This window comes from Roseibium sp. LAB1 (assembly GCF_054658235.1).
This window is the reverse complement of record NZ_BAAGIB010000001.1, coordinates 1,810,773-1,830,680: the sequence shown is the minus strand read 5'-3', so window position 1 is coordinate 1,830,680 and position 19,908 is coordinate 1,810,773. Positions and strand designations below refer to the sequence as shown.

The 19,908-nt window shown below is 60.6% G+C and carries 19 protein-coding genes; 14 read left to right on the top strand and 5 right to left on the bottom strand.

Translation table 11 applies throughout. From position 1 onward, the window contains the following. Window positions 1-297 precede the first annotated feature (297 nt). Window positions 298-1,515: a 5-aminolevulinate synthase gene (gene hemA / locus ACYQ54_RS08600; protein WP_460081131.1), complete on the bottom strand. Its 1,218-nt coding sequence runs from the start codon at window positions 1,513-1,515 to the stop codon at window positions 298-300. 133 nt (window positions 1,516-1,648) lie between these two features. Then, a complete protein-coding gene (locus ACYQ54_RS08595; RefSeq protein WP_460081129.1) occupies window positions 1,649-1,948 on the bottom strand; it encodes a hypothetical protein in 300 nt (99 codons plus the stop codon). Between the two features lie 27 nt (window positions 1,949-1,975). Between ACYQ54_RS08595 and ACYQ54_RS08590 the strand changes: the two genes are divergently transcribed. From ACYQ54_RS08590 to ACYQ54_RS08570, 5 genes are all read left to right on the top strand, one after another. Further along, window positions 1,976-2,602, top strand: a complete 627-nt coding sequence (locus ACYQ54_RS08590; protein WP_460081127.1) for a TetR/AcrR family transcriptional regulator — start codon at window positions 1,976-1,978, stop codon at window positions 2,600-2,602. Window positions 2,603-2,612: 10 nt separating this feature from the next. Continuing rightward, complete coding sequence (locus ACYQ54_RS08585; RefSeq protein ID WP_460081124.1) at window positions 2,613-3,386, top strand: enoyl-CoA hydratase/isomerase family protein; 774 nt, start codon at window positions 2,613-2,615, stop codon at window positions 3,384-3,386. Window positions 3,387-3,488: 102 nt separating this feature from the next. Further along, a complete protein-coding gene (locus tag ACYQ54_RS08580) occupies window positions 3,489-5,030 on the top strand; it encodes an AMP-binding protein (RefSeq protein WP_460081123.1) in 1,542 nt (513 codons plus the stop codon). 3 nt (window positions 5,031-5,033) lie between these two features. Further along, window positions 5,034-5,423 carry a MaoC/PaaZ C-terminal domain-containing protein gene (locus ACYQ54_RS08575; protein ID WP_460081121.1) on the top strand — a complete coding sequence of 130 codons (390 nt, stop codon included), beginning with the start codon at window positions 5,034-5,036 and terminating at the stop codon, window positions 5,421-5,423. Further along, on the top strand, window positions 5,420-5,791 hold the full coding sequence (locus ACYQ54_RS08570) for a hotdog family protein (protein ID WP_460081120.1): 372 nt from the start codon (window positions 5,420-5,422) through the stop codon (window positions 5,789-5,791). The genes ACYQ54_RS08575 and ACYQ54_RS08570 overlap by 4 nt, the downstream gene beginning before the upstream one ends. Before the next feature lie 172 nt (window positions 5,792-5,963). Here the strand turns inward: ACYQ54_RS08570 and ACYQ54_RS08565 are convergent, their stop codons facing one another. Then, window positions 5,964-6,353 carry a DUF427 domain-containing protein gene (locus ACYQ54_RS08565; RefSeq protein ID WP_460081119.1) on the bottom strand — a complete coding sequence of 130 codons (390 nt, stop codon included), beginning with the start codon at window positions 6,351-6,353 and terminating at the stop codon, window positions 5,964-5,966. A 190-nt stretch (window positions 6,354-6,543) separates the two neighbouring features. On the opposite strand from ACYQ54_RS08565, the gene ACYQ54_RS08560 reads away from it, so the two are divergent. The 9 genes from ACYQ54_RS08560 (at window position 6,544) to ACYQ54_RS08520 (ending at window position 17,395) form a co-directional block, all read left to right on the top strand. Continuing rightward, complete coding sequence (locus tag ACYQ54_RS08560) at window positions 6,544-7,800, top strand: glycerate kinase type-2 family protein (RefSeq protein WP_460081118.1); 1,257 nt, start codon at window positions 6,544-6,546, stop codon at window positions 7,798-7,800. A gap of 72 nt (window positions 7,801-7,872) precedes the next feature. Beyond that, on the top strand, window positions 7,873-9,054 hold the full coding sequence (locus ACYQ54_RS08555) for a GAK system CofD-like protein (protein WP_460081116.1): 1,182 nt from the start codon (window positions 7,873-7,875) through the stop codon (window positions 9,052-9,054). A gap of 28 nt (window positions 9,055-9,082) precedes the next feature. Then, window positions 9,083-9,493 (top strand): D-ribose pyranase, encoded by a 411-nt coding sequence (rbsD, locus tag ACYQ54_RS08550; protein WP_460081115.1) that lies wholly within the window; start codon window positions 9,083-9,085, stop codon window positions 9,491-9,493. A 296-nt stretch (window positions 9,494-9,789) separates the two neighbouring features. Then, complete coding sequence (locus ACYQ54_RS08545) at window positions 9,790-10,896, top strand: LacI family DNA-binding transcriptional regulator (RefSeq protein ID WP_460081113.1); 1,107 nt, start codon at window positions 9,790-9,792, stop codon at window positions 10,894-10,896. A gap of 1 nt (window position 10,897) precedes the next feature. After that, window positions 10,898-12,247 carry an ABC transporter substrate-binding protein gene (locus tag ACYQ54_RS08540; protein WP_460081112.1) on the top strand — a complete coding sequence of 450 codons (1,350 nt, stop codon included), beginning with the start codon at window positions 10,898-10,900 and terminating at the stop codon, window positions 12,245-12,247. A 212-nt stretch (window positions 12,248-12,459) separates the two neighbouring features. Further along, a complete protein-coding gene (locus ACYQ54_RS08535; RefSeq protein WP_460081111.1) occupies window positions 12,460-13,764 on the top strand; it encodes a carbohydrate ABC transporter permease in 1,305 nt (434 codons plus the stop codon). Next, window positions 13,761-14,993 carry a carbohydrate ABC transporter permease gene (locus ACYQ54_RS08530; RefSeq protein ID WP_460081108.1) on the top strand — a complete coding sequence of 411 codons (1,233 nt, stop codon included), beginning with the start codon at window positions 13,761-13,763 and terminating at the stop codon, window positions 14,991-14,993. The genes ACYQ54_RS08535 and ACYQ54_RS08530 overlap by 4 nt, the downstream gene beginning before the upstream one ends. Before the next feature lie 43 nt (window positions 14,994-15,036). Further along, entirely contained in the window at window positions 15,037-16,326 is a 1,290-nt protein-coding gene (locus ACYQ54_RS08525; protein WP_460081107.1) for an MGH1-like glycoside hydrolase domain-containing protein, read from the top strand. A 10-nt stretch (window positions 16,327-16,336) separates the two neighbouring features. After that, window positions 16,337-17,395 carry an ABC transporter ATP-binding protein gene (locus ACYQ54_RS08520; protein WP_460081104.1) on the top strand — a complete coding sequence of 353 codons (1,059 nt, stop codon included), beginning with the start codon at window positions 16,337-16,339 and terminating at the stop codon, window positions 17,393-17,395. A 42-nt stretch (window positions 17,396-17,437) separates the two neighbouring features. On the opposite strand, the gene ACYQ54_RS08515 is transcribed toward ACYQ54_RS08520, so the two are convergent. After that, window positions 17,438-18,874 carry a serine protease gene (locus ACYQ54_RS08515; RefSeq protein ID WP_460081102.1) on the bottom strand — a complete coding sequence of 479 codons (1,437 nt, stop codon included), beginning with the start codon at window positions 18,872-18,874 and terminating at the stop codon, window positions 17,438-17,440. 139 nt (window positions 18,875-19,013) lie between these two features. Beyond that, complete coding sequence (locus ACYQ54_RS08510) at window positions 19,014-19,889, bottom strand: transglutaminase family protein (RefSeq protein ID WP_460081100.1); 876 nt, start codon at window positions 19,887-19,889, stop codon at window positions 19,014-19,016. Window positions 19,890-19,908 lie beyond the last annotated feature (19 nt).

Genomic DNA, 19,908 nt, shown 5'->3' with positions numbered 1-19,908 from the left:
CGCCTCATACGACACGGCGTACTGGGTCCCGGTCTTGCTGCTGACGCAACAAACCGTGAATCGGACACTAGATCGTGTCGCGTTTGACTGGAAATATCTTGAAACGCGATCTGCTCTAGTGGGTCTGACCCATGCAATCCATGCCGATGCGCTTCCTCGTGCAAAAGAGTTGAGTGGAACCGCAATGGTTTGGATCCCATGGTCACGCCTTGGGATGTCGAAGCTGGGAAACGCTCAAAGAAAAACCCGCCCTTGATTGGAGGGCGGGTTCCGAAATGTTTGCTTTTCAACCAGCGCTTACGCGACGGCGCGGGCCAATGCGCATTGCGACCACAGGTCGTTGATCGCGCTGGCGAGGTGTTCGATGTCCTCCGCCGTGTGCAGCGGGGTCGGGGTGAAGCGCAGGCGCTCCGTGCCGACCGGGACCGTCGGATAGTTGATCGGCTGAACGTAGATGCCGTAGGTATCCAGAAGGATGTCGGAGATCCATTTGCACTTCTTGGCATCACCCACCATCACCGGAACGATGTGACTCGGGTTTTCCATGTGCGGGATGCCGCGCTTGTCGAGAGCGGCGCGGACCTGGGCGACCCGGTCCTTGTGCGCCTTGCGCTCGAACGGGCTGTCCTTCAGGTGACGGATGGAGACGGCTGCGCCTGCTGCCAGTGCCGGCGGCAGGGCGGTGGTGAAGATGAAGCCGGAGGCGAAGGAGCGGATGAAGTCGACAACCGTCTTCGAACCGGTGATGTAACCGCCCATCACGCCAAAGGCCTTGCCGAGCGTGCCTTCGATGATGGTCAGACGATCCATCAGGCCTTCGCGTTCGGCAACGCCGCCGCCGCGCGGGCCGTACATGCCGACCGCATGAACTTCGTCGAGGTAGGTCAGTGCGCCGAACTTGTCAGCAACGTCGCAGATTTCCTTGATCGGCGCGATGTCGCCATCCATGGAGTAAACGCTTTCGAACGCGACCAGCTTCGGTGCGTTCGGGTCGTCCGCCGCCATCTGGCGTTCCAGGTCTTCATAGTCGTTGTGCTTGAAGATGCGTTTTTCGCAGCGGGCATGACGAATGCCCTCGATCATGGACGCGTGGTTGAGCGAGTCCGAATAGACGATCATGCCCGGAACCTGGGAGGCAAGCGTACCGAGTGCCGCCCAGTTGGAAACATAACCGGAGGTGAAGATCAGAGCAGCTTCCTTGCCGTGAAGGTCGGCCAGCTCGTTCTCCAGAAGAACATGGTAGTGGTTGGTGCCGGAAATGTTGCGCGTTCCGCCTGCGCCTGCGCCGCATTTGGAGATCACGTCCTGCATCGCGGACACGACCTTTTCGTTCTGGCCCATGCCGAGATAGTCGTTGGAGCACCACACGGTGACGTCCTGGACGGAGCCATCTTCGCGGTAACGGGTTGCGCGCGGAAAATCACCTGCCTGGCGTTCCAGATCTGCAAACACGCGGTAATTACCATTGTCGTGCAGTTTGCCCAGGCGTTCTTCCAGATACGCGTTCACGTCCATTCTCAGGATCCTCTCATCGCGGGCACCTTTGCCAGCGCCTCTCTCCTGCCCGCGCAACTCGCGTCCCGCGCGGCCAATTTGCTGTCTGGAGCCTTTCCGTCCGATTCCAGACTAGCAGCTAACTTATAGCCATTCAAAACTGCTTATCAAAGTTTTGGCCTTGATCAAGGTCAAAAACCCCAGCTGCGTCCAATCGCCATAGTTTCAGTTGCCGCAGTTTGTCCGGGAAAACCGGCTTCGTTTCCATGTTGGCAAAAGCCCGGAAAACCCGGCGAAACGGAAGGGTATCCGAAGGTGATTGGCGGAAAGCTTTCGTGGCCGCCCCCAAAACAAGAACTGCATGAAAAACCGCATCGGGCCAAATTGCCGCATTCTTCGGCTCTGCTTGAAGAAGTTTCTTGCTTTCAATCCTCAAACATGAATACTGATTCATGTTTCATGAATTGGGAGGAAACAGCAGGTGCGCAAACCGGCCGCAGAAGCAGACGCGCCGCAAAAGGCTGCAGGCAATCAGCCAAAAACGGCGCGCGGAGAAGCCACCCGAAAGGCGATCCTGGCTGCCGCCGAACGGGTGATCGGCGAGAAAGGCTACAACGACGCTTCCATCGGCCACATTACCAGCGAGGCAGGCGTCGCCCAAGGCACTTTCTATATCTACTTCACCACCAAGGAGCAGGTATTCTCCGAGCTCGTTCTGGAGATGGGGCGACTGGTCCGTCATACAATCGCCGAGGCAACGCAAGGCATCGGCAACCGGCTGGAAGCCGAAGAGGCCGGGCTCCGGGCATTTCTGGAATTCGTCCAGGCCCATCCTGATCTCTACCGGATCGTTCAGGAGGCGCTGTTCGTCGATCCTGCCGCCTATGAGGAATATTACAAGACATTCGCCGCCGGTTACCGCTCGGGGCTGGTGGCTGCCGAGGCTGCCGGCCAGATCTCCAGGGGGGATACGGAAACCCGTGCATGGGCGCTCATGGGGATTGCCCGGGCACTTGGCGAGCAGCTGGTCGTGTTCAAGTCGGAAAAACCGATTTCCGAGCTGGTCTCCAGTGCCTACGACCTGATCGCCAACGGCATCAAGCCCTGAGGCGCATGTCATGAGCCTCGTTGAGACAGAACCCCGCGGCGCCGCCATCTGGTTATGGCTGAACCGGCCGGACCGGCACAACGCCCTGGTTCCGGCCCTGGTTTCCGAAGTGCGGAGCGCCATTGCCCAGGCCGCTGAAGCCGATCCGGTGGCGCTGGTGCTGTCCGGACGCGGCGCAAGCTTTTCGACCGGTGGCGATATAGGCGGGTTTCTTGACCATGCAGCAACACCCGGCGACCTGCTGGCCTATTCCGAAGTGCTTGTCGGCGGTCTGCATGAGGCGATACTCGACCTGCTGACCTTTCCGGCGCCAGTCCTGGCAGCCGTCAACGGGCCGGTGACGGGCGGGGCGGCCGGATTGCTGCTGGCGGCAGATCTCGTCGCCATGTCGGAAACGGCCTTCGTCCAGCCCTACTACAATCAGGTGGGGTTCGGGCCGGACGGTGGCTGGACAGCGCTTCTGCCGGAGCGGATCGGGACATCGAAGGCGCTTGCAATTCAGTATCGCAACACGCGCATCAGTGCGACGGATGCCGTGGCGTTGGGACTTGCCGAGTGCCGCGTGCCGGGTACCGACCTTGTCGCGACCGTCGACGGCTGGGTTGCGGATCTCGGCAGAGGCTTTGCGCAGACCCATCGCGCAACACGGCAGAGTGTCTGGGACGAACACAGACGTACAACGGTGCGAGAACGTCTCGACCAGGAAAAAGCCAGGTTCCTGGACCTGGTAAGCCGCCAGAGTACGCTCGACGGCATGATGGAATTCACCAGGAAGTGGGCCTGAGGAGAAGCCCGGTCAGAAGGTTGGAGCGACGACTTCAAATCGCATCGCCTCAACCTTCCACGGGCTGCCGGCTCGCGGCCGCGCCAGGTGTTGGGAGGACACATGGAGTATTTAACCGACATGGCTGCAAAACGGGCGGAGCTCACGCCCGGCGAGACTGCTTTTGTCGATCGGGACAGCGGCAGATCCTTCAGCTTTTGCGAAATCAATCAGCGCGCCACCCGGTTGGGCAATCTTCTGCTCGGCCGCGGCCTTGGCAAGGGCGACCGCATGGCGGTGCTCTGCCATAATCACCCGGATTTCTTCGTGCTGCTTTTTGCGGCTCAGAAAACCGGCATCCTTCTGGTGCCGCTGAACTGGCGCCAGCCGGTTGCCGAGCTGCAGCCCATATTGGCAGCTTCCGGCGCGAAGCTGTTGTTCCATGATCTTGCGTTCGCGGAGATTGCCGCAGAGCTTGCCGCCGGTACCGACCTGTCTCTTCTGCCACTGGGTGCAGAGGGCCGGGGCGGCAGCGCACTCGATGGCCATCTTGCCGGGGCAAGTCCTGCAGCGATCGGCTGCGGCAAGGTCAAGGCGTCTGCGCCCTGGTATCTGCTTTACACTTCCGGGACAACCGGCCTGCCCAAGGCGGTTATCCAGACAGCGGGCATGGCCTATGCCAACATGATCAACTACTGCCAGGCGACAGGGCTTTCGATTGGCGAAAAGGGTGTCAACTTCCTGCCGCTCTTCCATACGGCGGGCATCAATCTGCCGACGCTGCCGATCTTCCTGAACGGCGGCATGTCGACGGTTTTGCGCAAGTTCGACCCGGAGACCGTGCTCGATCTCGTTTCCGCCGGAAACGTGACCTGCTTCTTCGGTGTTCCGGCGATCTATCAGGCGCTGGCCCTGTCGCCCAGGATCGGCAAGACGGATTTTTCCAGGGTCCGGTCGCTCGGTTGCGGCGGCGCCCCGGTGCCGAAACACTTGCTGTCGGAGTTTCAGGAACGGGGCGTTACCATCTGCAACGGCATGGGCATGACCGAGACCGGGCCAACCGTGTTCCTGATGGACAAGGCTCGTGCGTCCGCCAAGATCGGCTCTGTCGGCAAACCGCAGATCCTGACGGATGTCCGTCTGGTCGACGGTGATGGGGGCATTGTCGAGGGACCGGGCGAGGGGGAGGTCCAGTTCCGCGGACCGAATATCACGCCGGGTTATATGGACAACAAGGACGCGACGGTTGCCAGCTTTACTGTCGACGGCTGGCTGAAGTCCGGCGACATCGGGCGCCGCGACGAGGACGGCTACTACTACATCGTCGACCGCATCAAGGACATGTACATCTCGGGCGGCGAGAACGTCTATCCGGCCGAAGTCGAGAAGGTTCTGGTCGGCCATCCGGCAATTCTGGAGGCCGTGGTCATCGGCGTTCCGGATCCCAAATGGGGCGAGGTCGGCGCGGCCTTTCTGATTGTGCGACCCGGCGAAGACCTCGACACGGCGACACTGGCCGCCTGGTGCCGCAAGCAGCTTGCTCCCTACAAGGTGCCGAAAAGCTTCACCGTTGTTGACGACCTGCCGCGCACGGCCGCGGGCAAGGTGCGCAAGAACATCCTCAAGGACGACTTCCTTGCCGACATACCCCTGGAGAAAGCATAACCGATGAGCCTCACCGCCGACGCGCAGCCCGGCGCTACGTTTAGCTGGATCCCCCGTCAGGAGGATTTTGATGCCTTTGCCCATCTGTCCGGAGATGACAACCCGATTCACGTCGATCCCGACTTTTCGGCTCGCACCCGTTTCGGCCGCACCGTTTCACACGGGATGCTGCTTTACACGCGGGTCTTCGCGCATCTTGAGGCGCTTTATCCGGGGCGGACGCACGCCGTGCAGACGCTGATGTTCCCGAACCCGGCCTATGCGGACGAGGAGCTGACCTTTTCGTTCACGCCAAGCGAGGAAGACGCGGACCTGATCCTGATCGAGGTTGCCCGTGCTACGGACAATGCCCTGACCTTGTCGGGGTCCTGCAAATTGGGAGGGCGGACATGAGCCTGGAAGTCGGAGCGCGCGCGGAGGTCAAGCGCAGCTACACCAAGGAAGACATGCTCGGTTTCGCACGCCTTGCCGGAGATGGAGCGGACGTGCCGGCATCCGTTCCGGGGCCGCTGATCGGGGGGCTTTTTTCCTACCTGCTGGGTGTCGAACTGCCGGGCAGAGGAACAAATTATCTGAAGCAGAGTCTGGAGTTTCTGGCGCCTGCACCCGTCGGGGAAACGCTGACGGCCTCTGTCACCATCACGCGCCTGCGGCCGGAAAAACACCTTGTCGATCTGGAAACGGTCTGTGAGTCTGAAGACGGCACCCGGATCTGCCAAGGCCGGGCGCTGGTCTATGTCGAGGATGTCGGCAAGGGTTGAGCCCGCCTCAGAAGTGACGACCGCTGACAAACGTCAAGTTTGCGAGCGCAGACGTCCGCAAGGAGCACGAAGGCGGCTGGAAGAGTAGTCCCGACCGCCTCGAACCGGTTCTTGCCGGCAGCCATGGCAGACTGACACAACCAGGCTCCGGACGCGTTCCGGAGCCTTCTTCCTATTCGCCTTCGATGATCCGGACCTTGGACGGCCAGAAGGCGTAGTGACCGGCAAGTTTGACGGCCATCGGCACGGGCGACCTGTAAACCCAGCCGATCTCTTCACCGTCGTGGGAAATGTAGCTGGCGTCGCCCTTGATGGGGCAATGTGTGGTCTTTTCGACATACCCGAACCGGGTTTTGAGATCCGCTTCCGGCACGTAGATCACGGGATCATAAAACGACTTGCCGATTTCCAGAATACGGACCGCATTGATGCTGTCCGCAAGCAGGGCCGCACCCTGATAGATGCGTATGCGCCGGGGAACATCCTTGATCACCATCAGGTGGCCGGGGTTTTCCGGATTGCGGATCGCCGTTTCGAAGGCGGGCATTGTCTGCGCAGTCATGATGTCCTCCGTGGAATTGGCCCTCATGTGTGGATGGAGACGGCGAAACGCAAAACAATTCTATGCTGCAGGGCACACGGTTTCGCTGGGTTTTGGAAGTTCACAGGCCGGAAGGTATCGTTTCGGCCTTGATAATCCCTCCGGTTCTGCGCTCAAACAGGAGAACACGATTTACGGAAGAAGTGGTGCCATGGCCGAAAGCGTTCAGGATTTTTTGAAACGGCTGTTCCTGCGGGCCGTCGAGGTGGCCGACCCGATGCAAAGCCTGGGCGGGTTCCTGCCGGAGAAACCGGCAGGTCGCGTCGTTGTGATTGGCGCAGGCAAGGCTTCTGCCCGAATGGCGGAAGCGGTCGAGAAGGTCTGGGGGCCATGCGAAGGCCTGGTGATCACACGCTATGGCTACGCAAGGCCGTGCAAGGGCATCGAGATCGTGGAGGCTGCGCATCCGGTTCCGGACGAAATGGGGTTCGTTGCGACAGAGCGCATGATCGACCTCGTTTCCGGCCTGGGTGAGAACGACTTCGTGCTGGCGCTCATGTCCGGCGGGGCCTCGGCCTTGCTGATTGCGCCTGCCGGGGACATCACGCTGGCAGAGAAGCAGGCGGTCAATCAGGCGCTCCTGGCTTCCGGTGCGCCTATCGGGCAGATGAACGTCCTACGAAAACATTTGAGCCGGGTGAAGGGCGGACAACTGGCTGCCGCTGCCTACCCTGCGAAGATGCTGGCCCTGCTGATTTCCGACGTTCCTGGCGACAATCCCGCTGAAATCGGGTCCGGTCCGACGGTTGGCGATACCAGCACGACGGCCGATGCCAGAGCCATTCTGGACCAGTGGAAGATCGAGGTGCCGCAATCCGTGCAGCAGGTTTTGACCGAGGGTAGCGGTGTTCTGAAGCCGGAAGATGAAAAACTCAGCCGCGTGTCGAACGTCATTTTCGCCGCCCCGTCCCAGTCTCTGGAAGCTGCCAAAAGCCTTGCAGAGGCGGAAGGCTGCGATGTCGAGATCCTGGGTGATGCCCTGGAAGGTGAAGCGCGGGAGGTGGCGCGCGCTCATGCGGAGCTTGCCTTGAGCCGCCAGAGCGAACGTCCGGATGACAGCCGCCCGTTGCTGCTCCTGTCCGGAGGAGAGCTGACGGTGACCCGGCGCGGCGAAGGCGTCGGCGGTCCGAACGCCGAATATGCCCTTGCTCTTGCCTATGCCTTGCGCGGCGCACCGGGCATCCATGCGATCGCCTGCGACACGGATGGTGTCGACGGCGCCGCCGAGGTGGCAGGTGCCGTTATCGGTCCCGACACGCTTTCCCGCGCAGACAAGGCCGGTGCCGATGTGGAAGAAGCGCTGCTCAACAACGACGCCCACCGCTTTTTCGACACGATCGGAGATCAGGTTGTCACCGGACCGACACTGACGAATGTCAATGATTTCCGCGCAATATGGATCGGATAGCGCATTGGCAAGGATAGGCTTCCGCGCTTCCTTTACCCGGCTATCCTTGCCGGATTTCCCAAGGGACTGGACTTGACCGAGATCACCATCACCCGTGTGGCACGCCTGCCGGATCCGTTTCGGATCGAACGGTTTCTGTCCAATCCCAAGCTCGGGCCAAGGACGCTGTTTTTCAGTGGCGGATCGGCACTCAACGGTGTCGCCCAGTGCCTGAAGCGCTACACGCATAATTCCATTCATCTGGTGACGCCGTTCGATTCCGGTGGCAGCTCACAAGGCCTCAGGCTGGCCTTCAACATGCCTGCCATCGGCGATCTTCGAAGCCGGCTGATGGCTCTTGCCGACGAGACGGTGCTCGGCCATCCCGATATCTTTCGGCTGTTTACACACCGGTTTTCGAAAACCGCGGCGCAGGCGGATCTTGCGGGTGAGCTGGATAGCATGATCGCCGGAAATCATCCGCTGGTAGAGGCGATCGAGCAGCCGATGCGCACGCTCATCCAGAACCAGCTGGGCATGTTTCATGCCGCCCGCCCGAAAAGCTTCGACCTGCGCGGTGCCAGCATCGGTAACCTGATCCTGGCCGGCGGCTATCTCAATCAGAACCAGCAGCTTGAACCGATCATCTTTCTGGTGGCCAAGCTTGTGGGCGTGCAGGGCACCGTGCGGGCCGTTGCCGACGACAACCTGCATCTGGGGGCAGAGCTTCAGGACGGTGAGGTTGTCATTGGCCAGCATCTTCTGACCGGCAAGGAACATCCTCCGCTGGTCTCGTCGATCAAGAACTTTTTCCTCAATCGGGGGCTGACCGGCAAGGATCCGGCCGAGGCGACGTTTCCGGACCGCAACAGGAGCCTGATTCAGTCCGCCGATCTGATCTGCTATGCCCCGGGCAGTTTCTACACAAGCCTGATCGCAAATCTTCTGCCGCAAGGTGTCGGGAAAGCTATCGCCGCGCGCACCGTGCCGAAGGTCTATGTGCCTGGCAGCGGACAGGATCCGGAAACCGGTTCGATGAGCGTTGCAGACAAGGTGCGAACCCTGCTTGCCTATCTTCAGCGGGACACCGGCAGTGACTGTCCGGTGGACCGGCTGCTCAATTTCGTGATCGTCGACCGGGCGGTTCCGGAAAGCCAAACCGAGGGGCTGAAGACACTGGGGATCTCCGTACTTCGGCTTGATCTCGTCAGCACCGCGTCAGCGCCCTATTATGATCCCGTGCCGCTTTGCGAAACGCTGGTCTCGCTGACGTAAGCACCACAGAACCATTCAGGACAAGGCCATGAAACGTACGAAGCTTCTGAACCGGCATCTCAGCAAACTGGTTGCCTCGCTCGGTCATATGGACGAAATCGTTCTGGCCGATGCCGGCCTGCCGGTTCCAGCCAATGTCGGTGTGATTGACCTGGCGGTGAGCCCCGGAATTCCGGGCTTCTTCGATGTTCTGGAGGCGCTTGCCGATGAGATGATCGTTGAGCAGGCAGTCTTCGCAGACGAAGCCTCGGAGGATCTCGTCACGCAGATCGAAGTGCGGCTCGCGCATTGGGCAGCAGATACCGGCAAGCCCATTGAGCATGTGCGCATGTCTCATGAGGACTTCAAGGAACGATGCTCGAAGGCACGCGCGGTTATTCGCACTGGTGAGTGCACACCTTACGCCAATCTGATTCTGGTTTCCGGAGTGCCATTCTGACAGTCGCCGCAAGCGTTGGCGGTGGGGTCTTTTTCAAAGGCCGGTGATCAGAGACCGATCCAGTCAAGGGGGAGCGGAAATGCTCCTCCTTTTTTGTTTTCCGAAACGTTGCGGCGGGATGTTTCGTTGCAACCTCAGTCGCTTCCCGCTTTGCAAAAAATATATTTTCAATCACCAAAACCGATTTTGTTGACTTACAAAATCGGTTTTGTAAGAATTTTCATCAATAAAACAACTTGTTGCCAAAAGTGGCGGCGGGGCGGGAATTGAGCCCACAAGGCTCGCAGGGAGGATCGATGTCGCGACTGCGCGATTCCGTCACCATTGACGATGTGGCGCGCCATGTGGGCGTTGCAAAAGGAACCGTGTCGCGGGTCCTCAACAACTACACCGACATTTCCGAAGCCACACGCAAGCGCATCCTCAAGGCTGTGCAGGATCTGGGGTACCAACCGTCTGCCACGGCGCGCAATCTGAAGCGCGGACGCCAGGATACGCTCGGCATCGTCATTCCAGTCGGTCATGGCAGCGGGGCGGATCCGTTCCTGTCCGAGTTCATCGACGGCATTGCCAGGGCGCTCGACGAACTGGGTCTGGACCTTCTGGTGACCACTGCCCATTCGCGTGAACACATGATCGAGACCGTGAAGCGGCTGATTGCCCGCCGCAAGGTGGACGGCTTCATTGTCACGCGAACCGAAGTGGACGATCCGCGCATCTCCTATCTCAGGGAACAGAACTTTCCCTTCGTCGCTCACGGCCGCACGCGCGACCCTGCGGGATATGCCTGGTTCGATATCGACAACGAGGCGGCCTTTGCCGACGGCGTTCGCCATCTCTACAGCCTCGGACACGAGCGGATCGGCTTCATCGGTGGTCCGATGGAACTCAATTTCGCACTTCAGCGGCGCGACGGTTACCGGCAGGGCCTGGAGGCGCTGGGCCTTGCGCATGATGACGGACTGGAAACGCTTCAGCCGCTCAGCGAGAAGGGTGGCTTTGCAGGTGCCAAGGCCCTGCTGTCGCTTGACGCGCCGCCAACCGCGCTTTTGTGCGTGACCGACGCCCTGGCCATCGGTGCGGTGCAGTTCTGCCGCAAGTTCGGTCTTAAGGTCGGCTCTGATGTTACCGTCGTCGGTTATGACGGCTTGCCGGTGGGCGAATATCTGGACCCGCCACTGACGACATTTTCGCAAAGCGCCCAGGAGGCAGGCGGCCGGGTTGCCCGCATGCTTATCGATGTCCTGGACGGCAAGAATCCCACGGATCTTCAGGCACTTGCCAAGGCAAACCTGATCCGGCGCGCCTCGGACGGTGCTCCGGCAAATTCATCGGAGGCGCTTGCAAGCGCGCTCCGCGACCGGCTGAACCAACAGCCATATTCCGGCAGGAAGGGAGAGTAATATGTTTGGGAGGACAAAATTCCTGGCCTCGACCATTGCGGGCGTTCTGACGCTCGGTCTGACGGCCGCACAGGCCGAGACGTTGCGGTTCTGGACGACTGAAGAACAACCGGAGCGCCTGGCCAAGCAGGAAGAAATGGCTGCCGCGTTCAAGGAAAAGACAGGCATCGAGGTGGACGTCATTCCGGTGACCGAATCCGATCTCGGCACGCGGACGACGGCAGCCTTTGCCGCCGGCGACCTGCCGGATGTCATCTATCACACGGTGCAATACGCGCTGCCCTGGGCCGAGGCCGGCATTCTGGACACCGAAGCTGCGACAGAAGTGTTTGAAAAACTGGGTGCCGGCACTTTTGCACCAGGCGCAGTTGCCATGGCCGCCGTTGAAGACGGCGTCGCCTCCGTCCCCGTGGACGGCTGGACCCAGATGGTCGTCTACCGCAAGGATCTGTTCGAGGAGAACGGCCTTGCCGCTCCGGACAGCTATGAAGACATTCTGGCGGCTGTCGAAAAACTGCATAACCCGCCCGAGATGTTCGGTTTCGTTGCCGCGACCAAGGTGGACGAGAACTTCATGAGCCAGGTGCTGGAACACGTGTTTCTGGCCAATGGCGTGAGCCCGGTTGGCGAGGAAGGCTTCACGCCTCTGGATGAGAAGAAAACCATCGAAGCGCTGGAGTTCTACAAGGCAATCGCCAAGGCGTCGCCTCCGGGAGACCTCTTCTGGAAACAGTCGCGCGAGCTTTATTTTGCCGGCAAAGCAGCCATGATCATCTGGTCGCCGTTCATCCTGGACGAGCTGGCCGGCCTGCGTGACAGCGCTCCGCCGACCATCACCGACGATCCGACCTCCACGGAGCTTGCTTCCAAGACAGGTGTCGTCACAACACTCAGCGGTCCGTCCAATCCCGATGGCGCTGCCTGGGCAGACATGCGTTACTTCGGCATCACCAACGATGCGGATACGGAAGCCGCGATGCAATTCGTCGAGTTCTCCATGGACGACGGCTACATGTCGACCCTGTCGATCGCGCCGGAAGGCAAGTTCCCGATCCGCCGCGGCACGGCTGACAATGCAACCGAATTCGTCGATGGCTGGGCGAAGCTTCCGGTAGGGGTCGACCGCAAGGCGCCGCTGACCGATCTCTATGATGCGGACACCATCAAGACCATTGTCTCCGGTCTCGACACCGCCAGCCGTTGGGGCGTCAAGGAAGGCCAGCTCTCGCTTGCCTCCAAGATGATCAACAGCCAGGTGATCAACCGACTGGTGCGTGAATATATCGACGACGAGCGCGATGCTGCGGCAACCGTGGCCAAGCTGAACGAAGAACTGGCGAAGATCCAGTAAGGCGCTTCCACCCCTGAAGACCCATTGATGGGGTGGAAAACCCGCACATAACGGCCCGGACCGGGCGTCCATCGGATGCCCGGTCCTTCCCGGCCTCCTGCCGCCTTTTGCCGGTGGCGGATGTGGACCACAGATAGTTGCCAGTTGAACCTTGCCAGTTGAACCTTGCCGGTTGCCAACGGCGGAACGGGATCCAGACCCCGGGCGGAAACATGAACACCAAATCCCAAGCAGACGCTTCCTCAGGGCCGCCGAAAGGCATTGGCCCGATGCAGCGGCGCGAAATGTGGCTGGCCTATCTGATGCTGGCACCGACATTTGCCATCATTCTTATGATCGTTGCCGGCCCGCTGCTTGCCAATTTCTGGATCAGCGTGAAACCGGTCCAGCTTGCAGATCTCAGGCCGCCGACCGTTCTTGTGAACGAGCGGGTGCGCGGCCGGCCGAAAGCGCCGGGCGACGAGGCCCGGTTGGAATACAGGTTGCGCAACTCCTCGCAGGACGAGGAAATCCGCAACGTCATACTGACCGATGTGGTCCCTGACGGATTCACGGTTGTCTCGCACTCCGAAAGCTGTTCGTTGAACGGTTCGGCGATGACCTGCGATCTTGGAACAGTCGCGCCCGGCTGGCGCGGCGACATTGAGCTTGTCGGAACGGTTTCGGAAGCGTTTCTGGCTGCCAACCGCCCCGAACGGGCGAGCAAGCCCGTCATCGCAGGAGAAGCCAACAATGTGCTGACCAACTTCGAATTCACCTTCGAGAATTTCAGCCGGATCTTCAAGGCGGACGAGTTCTGGTCCGTGCTGCGCATCACCTTCTACTACACCATCTTCGGTACTGGCGGTGCATTGGTACTGGGCCTGTTCGCGGCACAGCTTCTGAACACGGCCTTTCCGGGACGGGGTGTCCTGCGTGGCCTGTTCCTGTTTCCTTACGTGTCGCCGGTGATTGCCGTCGCCTTCACCTGGGTGGTTCTGTTTGACCCGTTCTCCGGCACGCTGAACGCATTGCTGACCAAGATGGGCGTTGTTACGGATCCGATCAATTTCTTCGGCCAGCGGGCCGTCGAGTTTTCCATCCTCGGCATTCCGATGGAGTTTCCACTGGCCTTGACGACGGTGATCGCCTTCGAGGCCTGGCGTTACTTCCCGCTGTCGTTCCTGTTCATCCTGGCACGCATGCAATCGATCAACACCGACATGTATGAGGCTGCCGAAATGGACGGGGCAACACCATTGCAGCAGTTCTGGTACCTGTCGCTGCCCCAGCTCATGGGCATCCTCTCGGTCCTGTTCCTGCTGCGCTTCATCTGGACCTTCAACAAGTTCGACGACATCTTCCTGTTGACAGGTGGCAACGCGGGCACCCGCACGCTCACCGTCGATGTCTATGAACAGGGGTTTGCCCTGTCCAATCTCGGAGCCGGCGCGGCTGTCGCCGTGGTCGTCTTCGTCGTCCTTGTCACCTTCGCAACCCTGTTCATCCGCTTTTCGCCGAAGGAGGAAGGGCTATGAGACCTGGCAGCATCGTTCTTGCGGCCCTGACGGGCCTGATTTGGGGCGTAACAGTCATGGTGGTGATCGGGGTCACGCTGACACTGGTAACCGGTGACGTGGCGCTGCCGCAGGTGACTGCCGCCGGTCTTGCCGGTCTTGTCAGCGCTCTGGTTCTGGTCTGGCGGCAGTCGGCAGGAGGTGCTGGTGCGATGGCAGACAGGGGCCTGTCGGCTGCTGTCCTGTTCGTCATCCTGATGGTCGCGTCCTTCGCTGCCCCCTTCGGTCTGTCACTCGGTCAGCACACCTTGTGGCAGGGCCTCGGTCTGGTGATGTTTGTCGTCGGCGTTGCAGGTGCCAACGCAATCTGCCTCGGCGGGGCCCGGCTGGGGGCCATGTCGCGCTATGAGCGTGAGGTCGTCTATATCCGCATCGCCAAGGGTATCGGCTTCGTTGTATTTTCCATCATCGTCGCCCTGCCGTTCTACGTCATGATTATGACCTCGCTGAAAAGCCAGCAGGCGCTGCTCGCAAACCCGCTGGACCTGTCGATCGATGTGAGTCAGGGCATAAGCGGCCTGTTCCGGTCCTACGTCGAACTCTTCACCCAGTTCAATTTCGGCCGCTACCTGATGGTGTCCGCTTTCGTGTCGGTGGCAACCGTCGTTCTGACGCTGCTGTTTTCGGTGCCGGGTGCCTATGCGGTGTCGCGGTTGCGGTTTCCGGGACAGGCGTTCCTGGCCCGCTCCGTGCTCCTCATCTACATGGTGCCGGCCATTGTTCTGGTGATCCCGCTCTATGCGGTGTTCTCGCAGCTTGGCCTGCGCAACACGCTCACCGGCCTTCTGATTGTTTATCCGGCAACCACGATCCCGGTCGCGCTCTACATGCTGCAGGGCTACTTTCGCGGACTGCCGTCGGAACTGGAGGAGGCCGGGCTCATGGACGGGCTCTCGCGCATCGGTGTGATCCTGAAGATCACCTTGCCGTTGTCGCTGCCGGCGTTGGCCTCCGTGTCGCTTTACGTCTTCATGATCGCCTGGAACGAGTTCCTGTTCGCGTTCATGTTCCTGGACGATCCGGACATCTTCACGCTGTCGCGCGGGGTGGTGTCCCTCAATTCCTCCGAGGTGCCGCGTCAGCATCTCATGGCGGGCGCGGTGATTGCGACCGTGCCCGTCCTTTTCATTTTCCTGTGGTTCGAACGTTTCCTTGTCCAGGGCCTGACGGCTGGCAGCGTCAAGGGTTGACCGATCAAGAGAAGGGGCTCTGAAGAGCCCGAGGGAGTACGCTGTGGCACACGCAGATCTAGACCAGGCGGCAAAGGCCATCCTGACCGAAAACGACCAGGGCGGATATACGATCCCGACCAAGGGACTTTATCCGTACCAGTGGAACTGGGATTCCGTCTTCGTCGCGCTGGGGTTCGCCGAGTTCGATCAGGACCGGGCCTGGCAGGAAATCGAAATGCTCTTCCAGGGTCAGTGGCGGGACGGAATGGTGCCGCACATCCTGTTTCGCAAGGATGACCCGAGCTATTTTCCCGGGCCGAGCGTCTGGGGCACCGACGGTGGCCCGATCCCGAGTTCCGGTCATTCGCAGCCGCCGGTGGCCGCGTCCGTTGTCCACAGTCTGGTGGAGGCTGACCAGACGGGAAAGGCCTTGGAGCGGGCGGAAGCGCTGCTGCCGAAACTGATGGCCTGGCACCGCTGGTATCTGGCCTATCGCGACCCGAAAAACCTTGGCGTCATCGCCGTTATTCACCCCTGGGAATCGGGCCGGGACAACCTGCCGGACTGGGATGAGGCGCTCAGGGCGGTCGAGGTCAAGGACATCGGTCCTTACGAGCGCAAGGATACCTCGCATGTGGATCCGGCCATGCGGCCGCACAAGGAGGATTACGACCGCTATCTCAGCATCGTCGCCGCCTGCCGCAAGGTTGGCTGGGACCCGCAAAAGGTCGCCGAGACCTGCCCGTTCTTTGTTGCTGACCCGGGCGTGACCTTCATCTTCCTGCGCGCCAACAGGGACCTTCTTTCGCTGGCTGAGAAACTCGGCAAGAGTGCGGAAGCCGACGAGATCCGGGGCTGGATCACGGCGATGGAGGCTGGCAGCCGAACGTTGTGGAACGATGAGGTCAAGGCCCATGTCGCCTTTGATGAGCGCAGTGGAAAGCTGACGGACGGTCTCTCCAGCGCGTCATTCCTGGCGCTTTATGCTGGGCTCACCGATCCGCAAACCCTGGCTGCGCTTCAGGCCCATTTCGACAGGATCGCGGCACGGGTCGACTATCTGATGCCGTCCTACGATCCCGATCACCGCAGCTATGAACCCTTGCGCTATTGGCGCGGGCCGGTGTGGGCCATGATCAACTACATGATCGCGAAAGGCTTTGCCGAAGCAGGCGATGCCACCCGGGCCGAGCGTCTGCGGGCCGACACCGCGCGGTTGATCGAGACCGGCGGCTTTGCCGAATATTTCAGCCCGGAAACGGGGGCGGGAGCAGGCGGTGGATCGTTCTCCTGGACGTCGGCCATCTGGCTAACCTGGGCTTCGCCCTCACACGCCGAGCAGGCAGCTTAAGGGGGACGCGATGGGAGCGATTCAGCTCAACAAGGTCGAAAAGTGGTTTGGTGACCTGCAGGTCATCAAGGGGATCGACCTCGATATCAAGGACGGCGAATTCGTCATCTTTGTCGGGCCCTCCGGCTGCGGAAAGTCTACACTGCTGCGCTTGATTTCGGGCCTGGAGGAAACCAGCCGCGGCGCTATCGAGATCGACGGCAAGGACGTGACCGCTCTGCCGCCATCGGGCCGCGGGCTGTCGATGGTGTTCCAGTCCTATGCGCTTTATCCGCATATGTCGGTCCGTGAGAATGTCGGCTTCGGCCTGAAGACTGCGGGCTTCCCCAAGGCGGAGATCGACCGCAAGGTGAATGCCGCCGCCGAAGTGCTGAAGCTGGACGATTATCTCGACCGGCGTCCAAAGGCCCTGTCCGGCGGACAGCGCCAGCGGGTGGCTATCGGCCGGGCCATCGTGCGCGAGCCGAGCGCCTTTCTGTTCGACGAGCCATTGTCGAACCTGGATGCAGCGCTGCGCGTTGAAATGCGCTTCGAGGTCGCGCGCCTGCACAAGAGCCTCGGAACCACGATGATCTATGTGACGCACGATCAGGTGGAAGCGATGACGCTGGCCGACAAGATCGTGGTGCTGCAGTCCGGCGAGATTGAGCAGGTCGGATCTCCGCGTGAGCTATATGAGCGGCCGGACAATCTGTTTGTTGCCCAGTTCATCGGCTCGCCGAAGATGAACGTGCTGCCTTGTACTTTGGAAGAAGGCCGGTTTTCGCTGCGGGGGCACGGCGGCGGTCACTATCCGCACGCCGGCAGCGCACAGGTGCCGGTCAAGCTCGGTATCCGTCCGGAACACATCGGCATCACCGGGGCGGGCGAGGGGCATTGCAGCGGTACGGTGGAAGTCGCCGAGTATCTGGGGGCTGACACCTTCCTCTACGTGGCACTCGACGGGCTCGACACGATCCTGGTGCGTATCAGCGGTGCCGACCAAGTTGAAGAGGGGACCCGTGTCGGTCTTGTCTTTGACGAAAGCCGTCTGCATTTCTTCGATGCCGAGGACAAGGCCATTCGGTAAAGCACGACATGCCGGAAAGGCAAGATGGTTTTTCCGGCTGGTTCAGTTCCGGCAGAGCACCAGCACGGTGTATTGCGAGGCTTCCTCGTCGATCCGGGTCGGGCTCTTGATGGTGGTGATGGTGTTGTAGGAGGGAGCCAGTCCAAGGCTTTCCATGAACTCCGCCATCAGTCTCCCCCGTACAGCGAAATTCACGTTTTCGGGCAGATCACCGGCCAGCTTCAGCGTCTTGAACTTGTCCAGCCGGGACACCACGGTGCCGACGACGGCACCGGTCCGGTCCAGGACCGGGCCACCTGAATTGCCGGGCTGCACCGGTGCGGTCACCATGAAATGGCGACTGTCGCCTTTCACGCCCGCCAGCGAGGAGATCATGCCGGGGGTGAAGTTCAGGTTGTTGTCCAGGATCTGGGCAAAGGGGTAACCGATCACGAAGATTTCCTCGCCGCGTACAATCGGTTGCTTGGACCGGAACTGCGCGACATGATCCGACTTTCCGCTGTCGAGCTGCAGGATGGCGAGATCGTTCTCCGTGTCCGCCTTCACCAGTCTCGCGGTGCCGTGTCCAGGGACGTCCAGCGATTGGCAATCGCCAACCACATGAGCGTTGGTGCCGATATGACCTTCGGTGGTCAGGAAGTAGCCGCTGCCGGAGGACGAGGTCTGCTTGCCGGGGATATCCTTGCGCGCTCCTTTGGGAAAGGGAGTGCTGCCGTTTTCACGTTCCAGAACCTGCAGGCCGGGCGCGGATGTGATCGCGTCCAGTTTCTCCTCGTCGGTTCCGTCGTAAAACGTCATGCTGTTCGACATGGCAACTGCCACACGGTCCATGAAGACGGCATGCCGTGCCTGCCAGGCAAGCGAAAAGCCGCGGCTGTCCTCACCTGTCTTCATCATCCGCAGGTAAAAGTCGCGCCCGTTCTGCTGGCCGGAGACGACGAAGTAGTCGTTCCGGAATTGTTTGTGCTCCACGGTCCGCCCGTCGCTGGTGTCGGTCAGGCGCTTGTAGAGGGCCGCGTAGTCGGTTTCGTCGGCCGGAACCTGCAGGGTTTCCAGTTCGATGCTGTTGTCGTAGGCACGCCAGAGGCGCCCGCGCGGTGTCTGGGTGGACAGTTCGAAAAGCTTGCCCGGAACACCGAGCTGGAGGCCGGAAATGGAGTCCTTGTAGGTTTCAAAGCCCACCCGCGTGACAAGGTCGAGACCGTCACGCTGGAGGATCTGCATCTGCTCGTCGTCAAGCACGCCGCTTGGTACAAATTCCCGATGTTTCTGGAAAGTGGTGAGCGCGTTGTAGGTGAGCTTGCCAAAGGTGCCATCCACCTGGGAGGCGTAGTCGCTGGTGAAGACCAGCAGAAACTGGATCCGGACCCGCTCCCTCCAGTCCTTGGCGTGGAACCAGTCCCTGGACTGGTCGTAACCTGCCTGCACGGTGCTGGCCGATACCAGCAAAAACACGATGGCATGAAGAAACGAACGCATAACCAGCTCCCCTTGGTCGCGTTCCACATTTTAGCAAAACGTCGGTTATGGAAACAGGTTGACCTGGCTCAGCCGGGGATATCTCGCGATAATATTCCGGAGGCCGTCCAAAGACGGTGTGGTGTGAAAAACGACTGCTTCAAAGTGGGACAACATCGACCTTGTGATCGGTGGATTGAGGGCCCGACGTGCGCAGGACACCCTTTACCGGCGCTGTATCGCCATAGTCGCGGCCATACGCGACAACGATATGATCCTGCCCCACGCGCAGTGCATTGGTGGGGTCGTATTCGATCCAGCCGATCTCGATGCCGCACCAGGCCCTTACCCAGGCATGCATGGCGTCGGCCCCTTCGAGCCGTTCCTGGCCTTCGGGCGGAATGGTGCGCAGAAAACCGCTGACATAGCCTGCCGGAATGCCAATGCTTCTGAGGCAGGCGATCATGATATGCGAAAAATCCTGGCAGACCCCGTGACGGCGGTCGAAGGCCTCGATGGCCGGGGTGTCGACGGTCGTGGCATCGGCATCGAAACGCATGTCCTTGTTCAGCGCCTTGCCGATGGCTTCGACCGCGGAAATCGTGCTCATGCCCGGCACGATAAGGTCCTGGGCATAAACGGCGAATGCGGGGTCGAGCGGCAGGCGCGGGGAAGCGGACAGGAAATGGACCGGTGCGTTGGAGGCAAGGGAGTGAACTCCGGAAAGTTCCCGTGCCAGCGCGCTCAGCGGCGGGGAAATGTCGAGTTCCTCGGGCACCGCGGTTCTGTCGATACGCGCTTTCAGTTTGAAGCTGAGTTCACTGTGGCTGCGGCGGTAGGCGACATCGACGACGGAATTGCCGAAAAAGTCCGTCCGGTCGTGACGCTCGGACGGGCCGGGCACGATATGGATCTGCCCCGCCATGAGCTTCTGCTCACCACGAATGGTCGCCGGCATCAGCCTGAGGGCATGATGGCCGTAGTTGGCCGGGTTGGCATAATCGTAGGTAATTTCAAGTGTTACATCGTAAAGCACGGGCGCCTCACGTCAGTCG

Bases quoted from the DNA above. Each gene is read 5' to 3' on its own strand.
- hemA (WP_460081131.1), bottom strand. From the start codon at position 1,515: ATGGACGTGAACGCGTATCTGGAAGAACGCCTGGGCAAACTGCACGAC.
- ACYQ54_RS08595 (WP_460081129.1), bottom strand. From the start codon at position 1,948: ATGAATCAGTATTCATGTTTGAGGATTGAAAGCAAGAAACTTCTTCAA.
- ACYQ54_RS08585 (WP_460081124.1), top strand. From the start codon at position 2,613: ATGAGCCTCGTTGAGACAGAACCCCGCGGCGCCGCCATCTGGTTATGG.
- ACYQ54_RS08580 (WP_460081123.1), top strand. From the start codon at position 3,489: ATGGAGTATTTAACCGACATGGCTGCAAAACGGGCGGAGCTCACGCCC.
- ACYQ54_RS08575 (WP_460081121.1), top strand. From the start codon at position 5,034: ATGAGCCTCACCGCCGACGCGCAGCCCGGCGCTACGTTTAGCTGGATC.
- ACYQ54_RS08570 (WP_460081120.1), top strand. From the start codon at position 5,420: ATGAGCCTGGAAGTCGGAGCGCGCGCGGAGGTCAAGCGCAGCTACACC.
- ACYQ54_RS08565 (WP_460081119.1), bottom strand. From the start codon at position 6,353: ATGACTGCGCAGACAATGCCCGCCTTCGAAACGGCGATCCGCAATCCG.
- ACYQ54_RS08560 (WP_460081118.1), top strand. From the start codon at position 6,544: ATGGCCGAAAGCGTTCAGGATTTTTTGAAACGGCTGTTCCTGCGGGCC.
- rbsD (WP_460081115.1), top strand. From the start codon at position 9,083: ATGAAACGTACGAAGCTTCTGAACCGGCATCTCAGCAAACTGGTTGCC.
- ACYQ54_RS08545 (WP_460081113.1), top strand. From the start codon at position 9,790: ATGTCGCGACTGCGCGATTCCGTCACCATTGACGATGTGGCGCGCCAT.
- ACYQ54_RS08540 (WP_460081112.1), top strand. From the start codon at position 10,898: ATGTTTGGGAGGACAAAATTCCTGGCCTCGACCATTGCGGGCGTTCTG.
- ACYQ54_RS08535 (WP_460081111.1), top strand. From the start codon at position 12,460: ATGAACACCAAATCCCAAGCAGACGCTTCCTCAGGGCCGCCGAAAGGC.
- ACYQ54_RS08530 (WP_460081108.1), top strand. From the start codon at position 13,761: ATGAGACCTGGCAGCATCGTTCTTGCGGCCCTGACGGGCCTGATTTGG.
- ACYQ54_RS08520 (WP_460081104.1), top strand. From the start codon at position 16,337: ATGGGAGCGATTCAGCTCAACAAGGTCGAAAAGTGGTTTGGTGACCTG.
- ACYQ54_RS08515 (WP_460081102.1), bottom strand. From the start codon at position 18,874: ATGCGTTCGTTTCTTCATGCCATCGTGTTTTTGCTGGTATCGGCCAGC.